At 62.7% G+C, this 17,062-nt stretch carries 17 protein-coding genes; 8 read left to right on the top strand and 9 right to left on the bottom strand.

The features are described from left to right. Nucleotides 1-362 precede the first annotated feature (362 nt). Both ACL0K2_RS15290 and ACL0K2_RS15295 read right to left on the bottom strand, forming a co-directional pair. Entirely contained in the window at nt 363-1,559 is a 1,197-nt protein-coding gene (locus ACL0K2_RS15290; RefSeq protein ID WP_413042956.1) for a class I SAM-dependent rRNA methyltransferase, read from the bottom strand. A 190-nt stretch (nt 1,560-1,749) separates the two neighbouring features. Further along, complete coding sequence (locus tag ACL0K2_RS15295) at nt 1,750-2,289, bottom strand: type 1 glutamine amidotransferase domain-containing protein (protein WP_045164038.1); 540 nt, start codon at nt 2,287-2,289, stop codon at nt 1,750-1,752. A gap of 182 nt (nt 2,290-2,471) precedes the next feature. On the opposite strand from ACL0K2_RS15295, the gene ACL0K2_RS15300 reads away from it, so the two are divergent. The 3 genes from ACL0K2_RS15300 to ACL0K2_RS15310 all read left to right on the top strand — a co-directional run bounded on the left by ACL0K2_RS15300 (nt 2,472) and on the right by ACL0K2_RS15310 (nt 4,607). Then, entirely contained in the window at nt 2,472-3,281 is an 810-nt protein-coding gene (locus tag ACL0K2_RS15300) for an HDOD domain-containing protein (RefSeq protein ID WP_239611594.1), read from the top strand. 56 nt (nt 3,282-3,337) lie between these two features. Further along, nucleotides 3,338-4,150 carry a bifunctional DNA-formamidopyrimidine glycosylase/DNA-(apurinic or apyrimidinic site) lyase gene (mutM, locus tag ACL0K2_RS15305; RefSeq protein WP_413042957.1) on the top strand — a complete coding sequence of 271 codons (813 nt, stop codon included), beginning with the start codon at nt 3,338-3,340 and terminating at the stop codon, nt 4,148-4,150. A gap of 115 nt (nt 4,151-4,265) precedes the next feature. Beyond that, a complete protein-coding gene (locus ACL0K2_RS15310; protein ID WP_045164035.1) occupies nt 4,266-4,607 on the top strand; it encodes a hypothetical protein in 342 nt (113 codons plus the stop codon). Between the two features lie 282 nt (nt 4,608-4,889). Here ACL0K2_RS15310 and ACL0K2_RS15315 read toward each other — a convergent pair whose 3' ends face one another. The 3 genes from ACL0K2_RS15315 to ACL0K2_RS15325 form a co-directional block, all read right to left on the bottom strand. Next, the gene (locus tag ACL0K2_RS15315; protein WP_025243441.1) at nt 4,890-5,141 is read right to left on the bottom strand and encodes a YfhL family 4Fe-4S dicluster ferredoxin; all 252 of its coding nucleotides are present in this window, start codon (nt 5,139-5,141) and stop codon (nt 4,890-4,892) included. A gap of 138 nt (nt 5,142-5,279) precedes the next feature. After that, nucleotides 5,280-5,762 carry a pantetheine-phosphate adenylyltransferase gene (gene coaD / locus ACL0K2_RS15320; protein ID WP_025243440.1) on the bottom strand — a complete coding sequence of 161 codons (483 nt, stop codon included), beginning with the start codon at nt 5,760-5,762 and terminating at the stop codon, nt 5,280-5,282. 126 nt (nt 5,763-5,888) lie between these two features. Next, nucleotides 5,889-7,319, bottom strand: a complete 1,431-nt coding sequence (locus ACL0K2_RS15325; RefSeq protein ID WP_045164034.1) for a coniferyl aldehyde dehydrogenase — start codon at nt 7,317-7,319, stop codon at nt 5,889-5,891. Between the two features lie 133 nt (nt 7,320-7,452). Here ACL0K2_RS15325 and ACL0K2_RS15330 point away from each other — a divergent pair, with 133 nt between their 5' ends. Beyond that, entirely contained in the window at nt 7,453-8,148 is a 696-nt protein-coding gene (locus ACL0K2_RS15330) for a TetR/AcrR family transcriptional regulator (RefSeq protein ID WP_045164033.1), read from the top strand. 31 nt (nt 8,149-8,179) lie between these two features. On the opposite strand, the gene ACL0K2_RS15335 is transcribed toward ACL0K2_RS15330, so the two are convergent. The 4 genes from ACL0K2_RS15335 to ACL0K2_RS15350 all read right to left on the bottom strand — a co-directional run bounded on the left by ACL0K2_RS15335 (nt 8,180) and on the right by ACL0K2_RS15350 (nt 12,770). Beyond that, nucleotides 8,180-9,193 (bottom strand): hydrolase, encoded by a 1,014-nt coding sequence (locus ACL0K2_RS15335; RefSeq protein WP_239611593.1) that lies wholly within the window; start codon nt 9,191-9,193, stop codon nt 8,180-8,182. Nucleotides 9,194-9,284: 91 nt separating this feature from the next. Continuing rightward, nucleotides 9,285-9,884, bottom strand: a complete 600-nt coding sequence (gene rsmD / locus ACL0K2_RS15340) for a 16S rRNA (guanine(966)-N(2))-methyltransferase RsmD (protein WP_239611252.1) — start codon at nt 9,882-9,884, stop codon at nt 9,285-9,287. Further along, entirely contained in the window at nt 9,884-11,425 is a 1,542-nt protein-coding gene (locus tag ACL0K2_RS15345) for a M16 family metallopeptidase (protein WP_413042958.1), read from the bottom strand. The genes rsmD and ACL0K2_RS15345 overlap by 1 nt, the downstream gene beginning before the upstream one ends. After that, nucleotides 11,418-12,770 carry a M16 family metallopeptidase gene (locus tag ACL0K2_RS15350; RefSeq protein WP_413042959.1) on the bottom strand — a complete coding sequence of 451 codons (1,353 nt, stop codon included), beginning with the start codon at nt 12,768-12,770 and terminating at the stop codon, nt 11,418-11,420. The genes ACL0K2_RS15345 and ACL0K2_RS15350 overlap by 8 nt, the downstream gene beginning before the upstream one ends. A 235-nt stretch (nt 12,771-13,005) precedes the next feature. On the opposite strand from ACL0K2_RS15350, the gene ftsY reads away from it, so the two are divergent. From ftsY to rpoH, 4 genes are all read left to right on the top strand, one after another. Next, the gene (ftsY, locus tag ACL0K2_RS15355) at nt 13,006-14,331 is read left to right on the top strand and encodes a signal recognition particle-docking protein FtsY (protein WP_413042960.1); all 1,326 of its coding nucleotides are present in this window, start codon (nt 13,006-13,008) and stop codon (nt 14,329-14,331) included. Continuing rightward, nucleotides 14,328-14,999, top strand: a complete 672-nt coding sequence (gene ftsE / locus ACL0K2_RS15360) for a cell division ATP-binding protein FtsE (protein ID WP_045164028.1) — start codon at nt 14,328-14,330, stop codon at nt 14,997-14,999. The genes ftsY and ftsE overlap by 4 nt, the downstream gene beginning before the upstream one ends. After that, the gene (gene ftsX, locus ACL0K2_RS15365; protein ID WP_045164027.1) at nt 14,996-16,006 is read left to right on the top strand and encodes a permease-like cell division protein FtsX; all 1,011 of its coding nucleotides are present in this window, start codon (nt 14,996-14,998) and stop codon (nt 16,004-16,006) included. The genes ftsE and ftsX overlap by 4 nt, the downstream gene beginning before the upstream one ends. A 111-nt stretch (nt 16,007-16,117) precedes the next feature. Next, nucleotides 16,118-16,972 carry an RNA polymerase sigma factor RpoH gene (rpoH, locus tag ACL0K2_RS15370; protein ID WP_045164026.1) on the top strand — a complete coding sequence of 285 codons (855 nt, stop codon included), beginning with the start codon at nt 16,118-16,120 and terminating at the stop codon, nt 16,970-16,972. Nucleotides 16,973-17,062 lie beyond the last annotated feature (90 nt).

The following is a 17,062-nucleotide window of genomic DNA, read 5'->3' on the forward strand; positions in this document are numbered from 1 at the left end:
CCTGCGGCTAATCAGCTGGTCGAGTAGTGCATATGGTGAGCGTCACCTGTGCCGCGTGCAACGGCAGGTGACCGTGCGTGCGGAGGGGCCGGATCGAGGCGGGGTATCGCTCGGGCGGCCTGGGCTCATGGGCCCGCCGGGGGATGATGGCGAGGAATGGCCCCGATTCTACGCGCGGTTGCGGCACCGGGGAAGGCTGATGGTCGGGCTTCGCTGGTTGTCGGCGTGCCGGCTCCGGTGGAAGACGCTTCGCGGTCTTCCACCGGGGTGGCCATCCACCCTGCGCGCGGACACGGCGCTGCGGGGAAGTGACGTAGGGTGGATGTCGCTTTCCACATCCACCGTCTTCGCCGCGCTCCTCCTCAGCTGTTCGGCAATATTCGGCAGGTGATGCTTTTGATGTAACGCGTTTCAGGAATCGCCGGATGCACCGGATGGTCAGGCCCCTGGGCGCCGCGTTCGAGTAGCTGGATGTTGCGGTCCAGATGACGTGCGCTGCCGAGCAGGATGTTCTGCAGGTTGTCCTCTTCCAGGTGCATCGAGCAGCTGGCACTGACCAGAATGCCGTCCTTGTTCAGCAGGCGCATGGCGGTTTCGTTCAGGCGGCGGTAGGCGGCCTCGCCGTTCTTGATGTCTTTCTTGCGCTTGATGAAGGCAGGTGGATCGGTGATGACCACGTCGAAGCGCTCTTCAGCGTTCTTCAGCTCCCTCATCGCTTCGAAGGCGTCGCCTTCCACACAGGTCATCTTCTCGGCCACGCCATTGAGTGCGGCGTTGCGCTCTACGCCATCGAGGGCGAAGGCCGAGGCGTCGACGCAGAACACTTCGCTGGCGCCGAACGCCGCCGCCTGCACGCCCCAGCCGCCGATGTAGCTGAACAGGTCGAGCACGCGCTTGCCTTTGACGTAGGGAGCCAGTCGCGCGCGATTCATGCGGTGGTCGTAGAACCAGCCAGTCTTCTGGCCCTGAAGAACGGGCGCTTCGAACTTCACGCCGTTCTCTTCAAGGGCGACCCATTCCGGCACCACACCGAAGGCGGTATCGACGTAACGCTCGAGGCCCTCGGCGTCGCGTGCGCTGGAGTCGTTCTTCCACAGCACGCCGCGCGGCTTGATGACCTGGACCAAGGCTTCGAGCACGGCATCCTTGTTGTGCTCCATGGTCGCCGAGGCCAGCTGCACCACCAGGTGGTCGTGGAAACGGTCCACCACCAGGCCCGGCAAGAGGTCGGAGTCACCGTAGATCAGGCGGTAGCAAGGCTGATCGAACAGACGTTCGCGCAGCGACAGGGCGACCTGGATGCGATGCACCAGTAGCGACTTGTCCAGACTGTGCTTGAGGTCGCGCGACAGCAGGCGCGCGCAGATCAGGTTGTTCGGCGAGACGCCGACGATGCCCAGCGGCTTGCCGCCCGCGGCTTCGAGAATCGCCTGATCGCCAGCGGCAAAGCCGCTCAGCGGCGTGGCAGCGGTGTCCACCTCGTTGCTGTAGACCCACAGGTGACCGGCACGCAGACGGCGATCGGCATTGGCTTTGAGGCGCAGGCTGGGCAGGGTCATCGGGAAGGGCTCCGGGCAAGGGGGCGGGCATTGTATAGGAGCGGCGCGCTTCAGGCCCCTACCTCGAGGAAAAGCGGATCGTCGCGGTGCCGCATGCCGAGTTACCGGGTCGTGCCGAGCGGTGAAACCGCCGACACGGGTCCGGCAGTTGCACGCTCAGCAGTCGTCCGCTCGCTTCCAGCGTCCGCTGTCAGGCGGCGAGCGCCTTGATCAGCGCTTCGCTGAATGCCGGGATGTCGTCCGGCTTGCGGCTGCTGATCAGATGGCCATCGACTACCACCTGCTCGTCGACCCACTGCGCCCCGGCGTTTTTCAGGTCATCGGTCAGCGACGGCCAGCTGGTCATGCGCTTGCCCTTCACCAGATCGGCGGAGGCCAGCAGCCAGGCGCCGTGACAGATAACCGCAATCGTCTTGTTTTCACGCGCCGCGTCACGCACTAGTTCCTGGGCCATCTCATCGGTGCGGATGGTGTCTGAATTAACCACGCCGCCCGGCAGCAGCAGGGCGTCGTAGTCTTCCGTGCGGATACTGTCGAAGGTGTCATCGACGTGGAATTTCGTGGCGGGCGTGGTGTGGTTCCAACCGGTCACTTCGCCGTTCTTTGCGGAGATGATATGAACGGTCGCGCCCTTCTTCTCCAGCGCCTCCTTGGGGCCGGTCAGTTCGACCTGCTCGAAGCCGTCGGTTACCAGAATCGCCACGCGTTTGCCGTTGAGTGATGCTGCCATTTCGAATCCTCCTCGTCGGATTGCATGAGTATTCAGACTGGAGCTACTTGAATCCGACCATCTTCTCGGCCAAAGTTCGCACTCTTTCTTTGATGGCCAAGTGCTATTGGCTGAGCTGAGTCATTCCCATGACAGTCGAGCTTTCCGACGAGCAGATCCGCAGCGTGCTACAGGGCATCAGCGTGCCGCCGCAGCCGCAGATCATGGTCGATCTGCAGATGGAGCAGGTCATGCCGGACCCTGACCTCCGAGCGATTGCCCGCTTGATCAGTCAGGATCCCGGTCTCTCCGGTGCGCTGCTGAAAACAGTCAACTCTCCGCTCTTCGGCCTCGCCAATCGCATTGCCTCGATCCAGCAGGCGGTCAACCTGCTGGGTTGCCGTTCGGTGATCAACCTGATCAACGCGCAATCGATCAAGGGCGAGCTGACCGACGCGGCCATCGTCACCCTCAACCGCTTCTGGGACACCGCGCAAGATGTCGCCATGACCAGCCTGACCCTGGCCAAGCGCATTGGCCATCCGGCGCCGGACGAGGCCTACACGCTGGGGCTGTTTCACAATTGCGGGATCCCGCTGATGCTGGCGCGCTTTCCCGGTTACATGAGCGTGCTGGAGGAAGCCTATGCCAGTGCCAGCGATGCAGTACGCATCACCGACATCGAGAATCGCGTGCTCAGCACCAACCACGCGGTGGTCGGATATTTCGTCGCCCGCTCCTGGAAACTGCCGGTTCATCTGTGCGAGGCCATCGCCAATCATCACAACGCCCTGGCGCTGTTCGATGATGAGTTGAGCGATCCGCAGATCAAGACGCTGCTGGCGATCCTGAAGATGGCCGAGCACATCTGCGCCTGCCATCGTGTGCTCGGTGATCAGCCGGACGACTACGAGTGGGTGACGGTACAGCAGCAGGTGCTCGAATATGTCGGTCTCTCCGAGTACGATTTCGACTACCTCAAGGGCAGCATTCGCGAGCTGGGCGTGGGCTGACCGCACGGCACCAATAGCTGCTAAGGTCGCCTCCCGGTTCATTTTCGATAGCCCGTATGCCTGAACTTCCCGAAGTTGAAACCACCCGCCGCGGCATCGAGCCGCACCTGATCGGTCAGCGTGTCAGTCGTATGATCGTGCGCGAGCGCCGGTTGCGTTGGCCGATCCCGGATGATCTCGATGTGCGTCTGTCCGGCCAGCGCATCGAGGCGGTCGAGCGGCGCGCCAAGTACCTGCTGATCAAGGCGGAGGCAGGCACGCTGATCGCCCACCTGGGTATGTCCGGCAGTTTGCGGCTGGTGCCCGCCGATCTGCCGGTGGGCAAGCACGAGCACGTCGATATCCTGCTCGACTCGGGTATGGCGCTGCGCTACACCGATCCACGTCGTTTCGGTGCGCTGCTCTGGAGCGACGCGCCACTGAGTCATGTCTTGCTCGCCAACCTCGGGCCGGAGCCGCTCAGCGAAGCCTTCGACGGCGACCGGCTGTTCCAACTGTCGCGTGGACGCAGCATGGCGATCAAACCGTTCATCATGGACAACGCGGTGGTGGTGGGCGTCGGCAACATTTATGCGAGCGAGGCGTTGTTCGCTGCCGGTATTGATCCACGACGGCCGGCCGGTACGGTTTCGCGGGCGCGTTATCTGAAGCTTGCCGTCGAGATCAAGCGGATCCTCGCCTACGCTATCGAGCGCGGCGGGACGACGTTGCGCGATTTCGTCGGCGGCGACGGCAAGCCCGGCTATTTTCAGCAGGAGCTGTTCGTCTATGGCCGAGGTGGGGATTTCTGCAAGAGCTGCGGCTCGACGTTGCGCGAGATTCGTCTGGGCCAGCGCGCCAGTGTCTACTGCGGACGCTGCCAGCGATGATGCCGCCCGAGTGTGCAGGCATTGACGGTGTTCACGATCAACAACTGACGGCCACTGCTATAGTGACCGGCACTACAATCATCTGCCTCGTTTCGCCCAGCTGAAGGACCACACCATGAAACTGTTTCGCTCCACTGCTGTTGTCTTGGCCCTTACCACTGGCCTGCTGGCGATGCCGGCCCAGGCGCAATCGGTGCAGCAGAACGCCAGCGGCGATCCGATGTACACCGTCGAGGCACCCAAAGCCTTTTCCATCGTCGGGGATCTGCTGATCGCCCGCCCGCTGCTGATCGCCGCCACGGTCGTCGGTGCCGGCCTGTTCGTCGTCAGCCTGCCGTTCAGTGCCATGGGTGGCGGCATCAAGGAAACCGGGCAGGCACTGGTGGTCGAACCCGGCGCCGCCGCCTTTGCTCGCTGCCTGGGTTGCACCCGCGTCGGCTACAACCGCCAAGACTGACCCAGGCCAGCAGCATCAGGTCGAACCCTTTACTCGATCTGCCTTCCCCCACGGCTTCGCCGCTTGATCGCGCGCGAAGCCGTGTTGTTTTGAGCATTTGATTCGTCGTCGATGAGCCCAGGCGGCTGCGATTTGGCCTCGAGATTTACGGGCGAGCAGGCGTACCCGGAGCGTAGAACCTGTTGTCGGGGCAGGGTGGTTACATGCCGATTGAGGTTGTCAGCTTGGCTGACGGGACGATGTGCCCGGCCTCACTGCCCGGGAGCCACGAGGGTTTGCCTATCAAGCCTTGCCGGTGATGATCAGGTACTTTTGCATCAGTTCGTCTTTGCTCTCGACATTGCTTTCGTCGAGCGGGATGCAGTCCACCGGGCAGACTTGCTGGCACTGCGGTTCATCGTAGTGGCCGACGCACTCGGTGCAGAGATTGGGATCGATGACGTAGATTTCCTCGCCCTGGGAAATCGCGCTGTTCGGGCACTCGGGCTCGCACACGTCGCAGTTGATGCAGTCATCGGTGATTATCAGGGACATCCAGCTAGCTCCAGCTACGGCAAGTGCCGTAGCACAGTAAAGACGACGCGCCAATTTTGCCGCATCCGCTCGCCGGGTGCACGCGGCAGTACTTCTCCGCTTGTCGGCAGGCGCGCCTGATGCGCGCTGCTGGAAGCTCTAGCGCGAGGCGTAGCGCTCGGTCAGCGCTTTCATCACCGAAGGGTGGACGAACTTGGTGACATCGCCGCCGAGGCGAGCGATTTCACGCACCAGGGTCGAGGAAATGTAGGAGAACTTTTCCGATGGCGTCAGAAACAGGCTTTCGACGTCTGGTGCCAGTTGCCGATTCATATTGGCCAGCTGGAATTCATATTCGAAGTCGGACACCGCGCGCAGGCCGCGCAGCAGGACGTTGGCCTTCTGCTCGATGACGAAATGCGCCAGGAGCGTGGAGAAGCCCAGCACCCTGACATTGGGCAGATGCGCGGTCACTTCCTGGGCCAGCGCCACGCGCTGCTCGAGCGGAAACAATGGGTTCTTGTTGGGGCTGGCAGCGACCGCAATGATCACCTCGTCGAACAGACGTGAGGCGCGCTCGACCAGATCGGCGTGGCCCATGGTGATCGGATCGAAGGTTCCCGGATACAGCACTCGATTCATCGCGGCGTCCTGACGCATGCGTGGGGGTTGGATGGTAGCGGCTCGGTTGCGGCAGCGTAAAGCCTCAAAGAGGAGGCCCGCCTCAAGCAGCAGTGGGGCAGGGAAGGGGGATATCGGGACGCAGCCTCAGCGTACGAAGAGCTTGTAGATCAATTTCTGCAGCGCCTTGCCGTAAGGCGGGTAGATCAGTCGGGCGGCGTTGAAGCGTTGCTTGACGAATACTCCCTTGGCCTTGCTGAACGTGAGAAATCCCTCATGCCCGTGGTAATGGCCCATGCCAGAGGGGCCGATGCCGCCGAACGGCAGATCGGCCTGAGCGACATGCAACAGGGTGTCATTGAGGCAGACGCCGCCGGAGTGCGTATGACGCAGTACATGGCGCTGCTCGGCCCGGTCATAGCCGAAGTAATAGAGCGCCAGCGGGCGCGGGCGAGCGTTGATGTAGGTGAGCGCCTGCTCGAGGTTGTCGTAGGCCACGATGGGCAGCAGTGGGCCGAAAATTTCGTCCTGCATGACCTGCATTTCGTCGTTCACGTCGAGCAGCAGGCAATGCGGCATACGTCGGTCCTGAACCTGCTCGAACAGCGGTAGTACGTGCGCGCCCTTGGCCTGAGCATCGTCCAGGTAGCCTTGCAAGCGGGCGTGCTGCCGCGGATTGATGATCGAGGTGTAGTCGGGGTTGTCGGCCAGCTGCGGATAGAAGCGTCGCACTGCCTGCCGATAGGCGTCGACGAAGCCGTCGATGCGTGTCCGCGGCACCAGCACGTAATCCGGGGCGACGCAGGTCTGGCCCGCGTTGAACGTCTTGCCGAAGGCGATGCGTTCGGCGGCATCGGCGAGCGGCACGCCGGTCGAGACGATGGCGGGCGACTTGCCGCCCAACTCGAGGGTGACTGGCGTCAGATTCTCCGCCGCCGCGCGCATGACCTGACGACCGACGCTGGTGCTGCCTGTGAACAGCAGGTGATCGAAGGGCAGCTGCGAGAAGGCGATGCCCACATCGGCCTCGCCCAGCACTGCCGCCACTTGATTCTCCGGAAAGATCTGCGCCAGTAGGTCTTTCAGCAATCGGGCCGTGGCGGGGGTGGACTCGCTCATTTTCAACATCACCCGATTACCGGCTGCCAGCGCGCCGATTAACGGGCCGATGGCCAGATACAGCGGATAGTTCCAGGGCACGATGATGCCGACCACCCCGAGTGGCTGATAGACCACTTTCGCGCTGGCCGGCTGAAAAGCCATCCCGACGCTGCGCCGCGATGGCGTCATCCATTGGCGCAGGTGGCGCTTGGCATGCCGGATGCCGTGCAGGCTAGGCATGATCTCGGCCAGCCGTGTTTCGTCCGCCGAGCGGTTGCCGAAGTCCTCGCTTATGGCCTCGATGATCTGCTGCTGATGATTGGCAAGCAGGTCGTGCAGCGCCTCCAGCGCTTGCAGGCGGTTCTCCCCGGTCGGGCTGGGATCGGCATGAAAGGCGCTGCGCTGGCGCTCGAACAGTGATTGCAGGCGGTCGATCTCGAGGCCGAACTGATTCAGATAAGCGACGTCGGCAAGCACGGGTAATGCTCCGGAGCGGAAGGCAGTTGTCGGTATTAGAGCAAATACTCTAGCCTGTCAATTGAGTGCGCGGCCGAGATCGGCGGGTTATCTTTGCCCGCCAGGTTTAGTGCGATGGATGAATCTCCCCTTAATGTCCCCCAAGCCGAATACCCGCCATCGCATTCTTCAGGCCAGCCTGGAACTGTTCAATGCCCAGGGCGAGCGCAGCGTGACCACCAATCACATAGCGACACATCTGGAAATCTCGCCGGGCAATCTCTATTACCATTTTCGCAATAAGCAGATGATCATCGCCGAGCTGTTCGGTCGTTACGAGGCGGATTTCGAAGGGTTCCTGCGGTTACCCGAGGGACGCGCGTTGACCCTCGAAGACAAGACACGGTACCTCGAGTCACTGCTCGCGGCGATGTGGGACTACCGCTTCCTGTACCGGGACCTGGAGCATCTGTTGGACAGCGATGATCGGCTCGCCGCACGTTATCGCCTGTTCGCCAAGCGCCATTTGCTGAGCGCGCAGCGTATCTATCAGGGCTTCGTCGATGCCGGCATTCTCGACATGACGCCATCGCAAGTGGAGGCGCTGGCAATCAACGCTTGGATCATCGTGACGTCCTGGGTGCGATTTCTCTGCAGCATGCAAAGCTCGCCTGATGAGGTGCTGGACAAGAACAAGCTGCGCCGGGGCATTTTCCAGCTGCTGATGCTCGAGGAAGGGTTTCTGACGGACCGCGCGCGTCCGGCGGTGTCCGCGCTGCTTTCACAGCTTCATGCTCCATTCGCGATGGAACCGTCCGTCAAGACAGCCAAAGGGCAAGAGCCGACGTGATCGTCAGAACCGCTCGCTTGATGGCTGGCAGTTAGCGGCTGGCCAGCCACGCCGGTATCCGCCGCTCCAGGTAATAGCGCGGCTTGAGCGGCGAGCCCTCGACGAAGCCGACATGACCGCCGCGGGCGTGCAGTTCCAGCGTAGTGGATGCTGACAGCTCAGCGGGTTCGGGCACGCTGTGGCGGAATACGAAAGGATCGTCTTCGGCCTGGATCAGCAGGGTCGGAATTCGGATGTCGGGAAGAAAATAGCGGCTCGAGGCGCGGCGATAGTAGTCGCTGGCATCGATGTAGCCGTGCAGCGGTGCAGTGAAACGGCCATCGAAGTCCCAGAAGGTGCGCAGGCCATGCACAGAACCGAGGCGCTGCAGCGCTGACAGATGCTCGGTGTTGCCCTGATTGGCGAACAGGCGCTGCTTGTCCTTCACATAGGCCACCATCTCGCGCATGAAATGCGCCTGATAGACCCGCGAAAACCCGAGGCCGATGCGGTCGGCACACTGGTCGAGACGATAGGGTACCGAGACCGCCACGGCCTTTTGCAGCGGCGCAGCCGCGCCCGTTTCGCCGAGATATTTGAGCAACACGTTGCCACCCAGCGAATAGCCCACCGCATAGAGCGGGGCCAGCGGACGAGCCGCCTGCAGATGGGCGATGATTTCGGCCAGATCGTCGCTGGCGCCGGAGTGGTAGGCGCGTGGCAACAGATTGGGCTCACCGGAGCAACCGCGCCAGTTGATCGCGACGCTGGCCCAGCTGCATTTGGCCAGTTGCCGCTGCAGGCCGAGCACATAGTGAGAGTTGGACGAACCGGTCAATCCGTGCAGTACCAACACCAACGGCGCCGCCGGGTCATGTGGGCCGTGCCAGTCGACGTCAATGAAGTCGCCGTCGGCGAGCCACAGCCGCTCGCGGCGGCGCTGCAGGGGCAGCGAGCGCCGGCAGAAGGGATTCCAGAGCGTCTGCAGGTGCCCACCGCGCAACCACCAGGCGGGAGAGAAGGTCGCGACTGGCTCGGGTGTAACCACGGTTTCCGGAAAGGTCATGGACACTGAACGACCTCGATGCTGGTTGCGATATATCCCGTGGTTCTGCGTTTTGGCGGAGCGCCGTCACGGCGGGCTTCTACCCTGTTGCTCAGGCCTCGCCACTGCGCTCCCACAGTGCGTAGTGGACGCTGCCGGCCTTCTTCTCGCGATGCAGCCGCCAGTTGCCGGGCAGCCCGAGGCTCGACGGCATGGCTTCGCTCTCGGTATAGATCCAGGCATGCTTGGCCAGCCAGCCCTTGTGCTCCAGCAATTCGCAGGCCGGTTGCAGCAAGTTTTTGTTGAATGGCGGATCGAGGAACACCAGATCGAATGGCGTTGGTGTCTGGGTCTCCAGATATCGCAGCGCATCGCTCTGCAGTAACTGGCCCTGACCGCAGTTCAGCGTATCCAGATGCTTGCGCAGGCTGGCGATGGCGTTGGCATTCAGGTCCAGCGCCAGTGCCATACTGGCGCCACGGGAGAGCGCCTCGAGATAGAGTGCACCGCTGCCGGTAAAGGGGTCGAGTACACGAGCGCCGGACATGTAGGGCGCGAGCCAGTTGAACAAGGTTTCCCGGACCCGATCAGGCGTTGGCCGCAGACCTTCGGCATCGGGAAAGCCGAAGCGCCGGCTGCGCCATTCTCCCCCGATGATGCGCAGCTGCCCTTGGCCCCCGTGGGCGGTTGGACGGATGGGTGGGTTGGCCATCAATGCTCCGGAACGCTACTGGGTTGTTCGATGGGCTTCTCGCTCGGTGCCGGCAGCGGCTTCTGCTCGACGTGCGGGCCGGCCGTGACGATCACGAAGCCGTCTGGGCTGAGATGCTTGTTCATCGCCGCCTTGACTTGTTCGACCGACAGCGCTTGGACCTGTTGCATGAAGTCTTCGAGGTAGGTCAGCGGCAGGTTATAGAACCCGATGCTGCCCAGCTGGCCGACGATGTCGGCGTTGCTGGCGGTGGATAACGGAAAGCTGCCGGCAATCTCGCGCTTGCTACGTTCCAGCTCGGCCCGGGTCGGGCCCTTCTCGAGGAACTCGGCAACTAGGCGTTGCACTAGCTCCAGGGTCGCCTCGGAGAGCTCGGCCCGGGTCTGAAGATTGATCATGAATGGTCCGTTGGTCTGCATGGGGCTGAAGCCGGAATAGATCCCGTAGGTCAGCCCGCGCTTCTCCCGTACCTCCTCCATCAGACGGGTACCGAAGCCTCCGCCGCCAAGGATCTGATTGCCCAGATAGAGCGCGGCGTAATCTGGATCACCGCGTGGGATGCCGAGCTGCGCCAGCATCAGATGGGTCTGGTTGGAAGGAAAATCGATGTGCGTCAGGCCTGCCGAGGGCGCGCTCGGAACAGGTGGTGCAGGCAATGCGTTTCCTTGCGGCAAGGCGCTGGAGATTTGCTCGGCAATCGCTTCGGCGTGTTCACGGTCGAGATCGCCAACCAGCGCGATTACCGCGTTGCCGGCCGCATAGGCTTTGGCATGAAAGGCGCGCAGCTGATCGGTGTCGATGCCGGGAATGGTGTCCGGTGTACCCTCGCTGGGGTGCGCGTAAGGGTGGCTACCGTAGAGCTGCTCGAACAGCTCGAGGCTGGCCAGCTTGCCCGGGTTCTGCTTCTGGAGTTCAAAGCCAGCCAGTATCTGGTTCTTGATCCGCTGCAGCGAGTCCTCGGGAAAGGTTGGCTGCCCGACCACTTGGCTGAACAGCTGCAACGCCGGTTCGCGCTTGTCTTGCGCGCTAAGGCTGCGCAGGCTGGCGACCGCCATGTCCCGGTAGGAGCCGTTGCCGAATTCCGCGCCGAGGCCCTCGAAGCCTTCGGCAATGGCGGTGACGTCCTTGCCCTCGACACCTTCGTTGAGCATCGCATTGGTCAGCATGGCCACGCCCGGTACATCGCCGTCCTGGCTGCTGCCTGCGGCAAACGTCAGGCGCAGGTCGAACATCGGCAGTTGATGGGCTTCGACGAACAGCACCCGAGCACCGCCTTCGGTCTGCCAGCTCTGGATATCCAGCGTGCGGCGAGCGAGCGGCTGGTCGCCCAATTCGTCCAATGACTGGATGCGCTGGCCTCGTTCGGCCGCTTCCCGGGCGATCGCCTGGCCGGATTCGGCTGGAGTGGTCACGGTCCCGGCCGAGGGGAGCGGGATCTTTGCCACCGCCTCGCCGGTTTCCTCATTGCAGCCGGTCAGGCCCAGGCCGAACGCCAGCGCCAGAACGAACAGGCCGCGACGCAACAGGTTGCGATCACTCATCGCTGGACTCCTCGGGCAGAACATGGGCAACGCTCAGGCGTGAGCGGGTGAAGAAGGTTCGAGCGGCCTGCTGGATGTCGTCCGGCGTTACCGCCTTGAGCGCGCTGAGCTCTTCATCCATCAGGCGCCAGGACAGGCCGACGGTTTCCAGCTGTCCGATGGTGGTGGCCTGCTGGGTGATGGAGTCGCGCTCGTAGACCAGGCCGGCGATGACCTGGGCGCGCACTCGCTCCAGTTCTTCCGGCGAGGGTGCGCTCCGCTTGAGCTGTTCGAGTTGTTGCCAGAGGCCGGCCTCTACCTCTTCCAGGCTCCGGCCCTTCTGCATATTGGGCGCCGCGCTGAGGACGAACAGCGAGTCGCCGCGGGCGTAGGCGTTGTACCAGGCCGAGGCGCTGGTCACCAGTTCTTCGCCGCGCTCGAGTTGCTGTGGCAGTCGGGCGCTGTAGCCGCCGTCCAGCAGTGCGCTGATCAGGCGCAGGGCATGAATGTGTCGAGGGTTCTCCTCGGTGGCCAAGCTCGGCGTGTTGAACGCCATGATCAGGCTGGGTACCTGTGTCTTCACATGCAGCGTGAGCCGCCGCTCGCCAGGCTCGGCTAGCTCCAGTGGGCGCTTGGCGATGGGAATCGGGTGACTCTCTATCGGACCGAAATAACGCTCTGCCAGCGCCTGTACCTCGTCGCGCGTCACGTCACCCACCACAACGAGAGTGGCGTTGTTGGGTGCGTACCAGGACTGGTACCAGTTACGCAGCTCCTCGACGGTCATGCGATTGAGGTCGGCCATCCAGCCGATCGTCGGGGTGTGGTAACCGCTGGCGGGGTACGCCATGGCCTTGAAGCGTTCATATGCCAGGGCGCTCGGCTTGTCGTCGGTGCGCAGTCGACGCTCTTCCTTGATCACCTCGATTTCGCGGGCGAACTCGTCTGCCGGCAGCTTGAGACTGGCGAGGCGGTCGGCCTCCAGTTCGAAGGCGACGGCCAGGCGGTCGCGCGCCAACACTTGGTAATAAGCGGTGTAATCGTCGCTGGTGAAGGCGTTCTCTTCGGCGCCGAGCTCGCGGAGAATGCGTGAGGCTTCTCCGGCGTCGAGCTTGCGACTGCCCTTGAACATCATGTGTTCGAGGGCGTGGGAAAGGCCGGTCTGCCCGGGCGACTCGTAGCTGGACCCAACCTTGTACCAGAGCTGGGAAACCACGACCGGGGCTCGATGGTCCTCACGCACGATCACCTTGAGACCGTTGTTCAGCATGAATTCGTGGGTGGGCTGGCCGTCGGCCGCGAGGGCTAGCGGCACATACAGGGCGCCGAATAGCAGGACGGCGGCGCGGCGTAGCATCAGGGGCATATTCAGGGCTCGTTCAGGGATGAATCCCGCCGCAACGATGCCGGCAGGCGAGAACACGCAAGGCATGGTACTGGCTGCAGAGGTCAGGGCAAAGCGGTGGAACGTCGGATAGCCTCATGCCGTCGGACGGCTGGGCGGCGGCGCTTAGCGCAGGCGGTTGCGCAGTGCTAGGATAGCCCCCGTCTGGCCGGTGGCGTGGCCGCCGGCGTTTCGCCCTCTTGAGAAAATCTTCTCCATGTTTGGTTCCAACGACGATAAGAAGGCGCCGGCTGCGGCTGGCGAGAAGAAAGGCCTGTTCGGCTGGTTGCGCAAGAAGCCGCAGACACCTGCAGCCGAACCACCGCCTGCCGAGCCGCTGGAAGACAGCCAGCCGTTCGCGGACGAACCCGATACCGCTCTGCTCGAAGAGCAATCGAGCGAAGAGCCCCCGCGCGCCGAATCCGACATCGACCAGCCGGAGCCGCCTGCCGCGCCGGAGATCAAGCCGGAACTGCATGCCGAGCCTGAGCCGGAGCCTGCGGTGGAGCTTGTCCAGCCGCCCAAGGAAGTGCCGGAGGCACCGACCCTGGCCGATATCGCCGTCGAGCCGGCCGCACGTCCCGCCGAGACCAAGCTGGGCTTCTTTGCCCGTCTCAAGCAGGGGCTGTCGAAGACCAGCGCCAGCATCGGCGAAGGCATGGCCAGCCTGTTTCTGGGCAAGAAAGTTATCGACGACGAGCTGCTGGATGAACTCGAAACCCGCTTGCTGACTGCGGATGTGGGTGTCGAAGCTACCACGGCGATCATGCAGAACCTCGCGCGGCGGGTCTCGCGTAAGGAGCTGGCCGACAGCGGCGCGCTGTACAAGGCGCTGCAGGAAGAATTGGCCGGCCTGCTCAAACCGGTCGAGCAGCCGCTGGCGATAGATGCCGGCAAGCAGCCGTTCGTGATTCTGGTGGTTGGCGTCAATGGCGTCGGCAAGACCACCACCATCGGCAAGCTGGCGAAGAAGCTGCAGCTCGAAGGCAAGAAGGTCATGCTGGCCGCCGGCGACACCTTTCGCGCGGCGGCGGTCGAACAGCTGCAGATATGGGGTGAGCGCAACAATATCGCCGTGATCGCCCAACACACCGGTGCCGATTCCGCCTCGGTGATCTTCGACGCGGTGCAGGCGGCGAAGGCCCGAGGCATCGATGTGCTGATTGCCGATACAGCCGGTCGGCTGCACACCAAGGACAACCTGATGGAGGAGCTGAAGAAGGTCCGTCGGGTGATGGGCAAGCTCGACGAGACTGCGCCGCACGAGGTGCTGCTGGTGCTCGATGCCGGCACCGGCCAGAACGCCATCAACCAGACCAAACAGTTCAATCAGTCGGTGGAGTTGACCGGTCTGGCGCTCACCAAACTCGACGGCACCGCCAAGGGCGGAGTGATCTTCGCACTGGCCAAGCAATTCGGCACACCGATCCGCTACATCGGTGTCGGTGAGGGCATCGACGACCTGCGCACCTTCGAGGCGGACGCCTTCGTCAACGCATTGTTCGCCGAGAAGGGTACGAGCGGAGGTAGCGCCTCGTCATGATTCGTTTCGAGCAGGTCGGCAAGCGCTATCCCAATGGCCACACCGGATTGCACGAGCTTTCATTCCACGTGCAGCGCGGCGAATTCCTCTTCGTCACTGGTCACTCCGGCGCCGGCAAGAGCACCTTGCTGCGCCTGTTGCTGGCGATGGAGCGCCCCACCAGCGGCAAGTTGCTGCTGGCTGGGCAGGATCTGGCGCGCATCAGCAATGCGCAGATTCCTTTTCTACGTCGTCAGATCGGTGTGGTGTTCCAGAATCACCAACTGCTGTTCGATCGCACGGTGTTCGACAACGCCGCGTTGCCCCTGCAGATACTGGGATTGAACAAGCGTGAGATCGGACAGCGGGTGATGACCGCGCTGGAGCGCGTCAGCCTCAAGGACAAAGCGCTGCAATATCCTTCCGATCTCTCGACCGGGCAGCAGCAACGCGTCGGTATCGCGCGCGCCGTGGTGCACCGCCCGGCTCTGCTACTCGCCGATGAACCAACTGGCAACCTCGACCCGCGCCTGGCAGCAGAAATCATGGGTGTATTCGAAGACATCAATCGCCTCGGCACCACCGTGCTGATTGCCAGTCACGACCTGGCGCTGATCGCTCGCATGCGCCATCGCATGCTCACCTTGCAGCGTGGCCGCTTGATCGGTGACGGGGAGGCCGCCCGATGAGCGCACCCGAGCAAAATCCGAATCCGGTCGAGCGCGCCGGTGGGGTGCGGAACAAGCCCGAGCAGCCCAGAAGCGACGAGCCGGATTTCAAGACCTTGTTTCACGCCTGGCTGGAAAGTCACCGAGCCAGCGTGGTCGACAGCGTCGGCCGGCTGATCAAACAACCGATCGGCAGCTTCTTCACCTGCCTGGTCATGGCAGTGGCGTTGAGCCTGCCCATGGGCCTGGCGCTATTACTGGACAACGTCGAGCGGCTCGGCGGTTCCTGGCAACGTGCGGCGCAGATTTCGCTGTTCATGCAGCTCGACGTGGACGCGCAGCAAGGCCAGCGGCTTCGCGAGCAGATCCTGGCGATGCCGGATGTTTCGGAGGCCAGCTGGATCAGCCGCGAGCAGGCGCTTGAGGAATTTCAGCAGCTGTCCGGGCTTGGCGAGGCATTACGCGAATTGCCGGACAACCCCTTGCCCGGCGTGATACTGGTGACGCCCAACGAGGTCGATCGGGACAACCTCGAAGCCTTGCGCCAGCGCTTGGCGGAGCTGCCCGGTGTGGAGCAGGCGCAGCTCGACCTGCTCTGGGTCGAACGTTTGACGGCTATTCTGAAACTGGGTGATCGCTTTGTTTTCGGCCTCAGTCTGTTGCTGATCGCGACGCTGCTGCTGGTGATCGGCAACACCATTCGCCTGCACATCGAAAACCGCCGTACCGAGATCGAGGTGGTCAAGCTGGTCGGCGGGACCGACGGTTATGTTCGCCGCCCCTTTCTCTACATGGGCGCCTTGTATGGATTGGGCGCGGGGGTGATTGCCTGGTTGCTGCTGGCTTACGGACTGGGTTGGCTGAACGAGGCGGTGGTCGGTCTGGCCGGCTTGTACGGCAGCGACTTCAGTTTGGCCGGGGTACCGGCTGGAGATGGCATGTCGCTGGTTCTCGGCGCCTTGCTGCTGGGCTATATCGGCGCCTGGTTGGCCGTGGCTCGGCATCTGAGCGAGCTGGCGCCTAGGTAGTAACTCGTTGATTTATAAAGCTTTACTGAAGCTGTAAGGGAACTTTTCCACAGGCTTGCAGTCTGACCCGGCAGTGCTAAACTGCTGCAGCTTCATTATCGGAGGATCTGCATGACTACTAATCTGCAACCTGTTCAAGCCCTGGTCCCGGGAGGCAATCTCGAGGCCTATGTGCAGACGGTCAACAGCATTCCGCTGCTTACGGTCGAGCAGGAACGCGACCTGGCTGAGCGCCTGTTCTACCATCAGGATCTCGAGGCCGCACGTCAGATGGTGCTCGCCCACCTGCGATTCGTCGTGCACATCGCCCGCAGTTATTCGGGATATGGCCTGGCCCAGTCGGATCTGATCCAGGAAGGCAACGTCGGCTTGATGAAGGCGGTCAAGCGCTTCAACCCGGAAATGGGCGTGCGCTTGGTGTCCTTCGCCGTGCATTGGATCAAGGCCGAAATTCACGAATTCATTCTACGCAACTGGCGCATCGTCAAGGTCGCCACGACCAAGGCCCAGCGCAAGCTGTTCTTCAATCTGCGCAGCCAGAAGAAGCGCCTGGCCTGGCTGAACAATGACGAGGTCGAGCGGGTTGCCGACAGCCTCGGCGTTGAGGCCCGTGAAGTGCGTGAGATGGAGAGCCGGCTGACCGGGCACGACATGGCCTTCGATCCGTCCGCTGATGCCGACGACGACAGCGCCTACCAGTCGCCTGCGCATTACCTGGAAGATCACCGTTACGATCCGGCCAGGCAACTCGAGGATGCGGACTGGAGCGACAGTTCCAATTCCAGCCTGCACGAGGCGCTGGAAACCCTGGACGAGCGTAGCCGGGATATCCTCCAACAGCGCTGGTTGAGCGACAACAAGGCGACGCTGCATGATCTTGCAGCCAAGTATGGTGTATCTGCAGAGCGGATCCGACAACTTGAGAAAAACGCGATGAACAAGCTCAAGGGTTCCATTCAGGCCTGATAGGGTCTGATCGTTGTCCAAGAGGCGCTGCAACTGCAGCGCCTTTTTTATGCCCTTGAGTCGAGGGTCACTGCGGCTCAGTTCGCCTGT

Source organism: Pseudomonas sp. YJ42 (genome assembly GCF_047225135.1).
In the GTDB taxonomy this organism is placed as follows: domain Bacteria; phylum Pseudomonadota; class Gammaproteobacteria; order Pseudomonadales; family Pseudomonadaceae; genus Stutzerimonas; species Stutzerimonas stutzeri_E.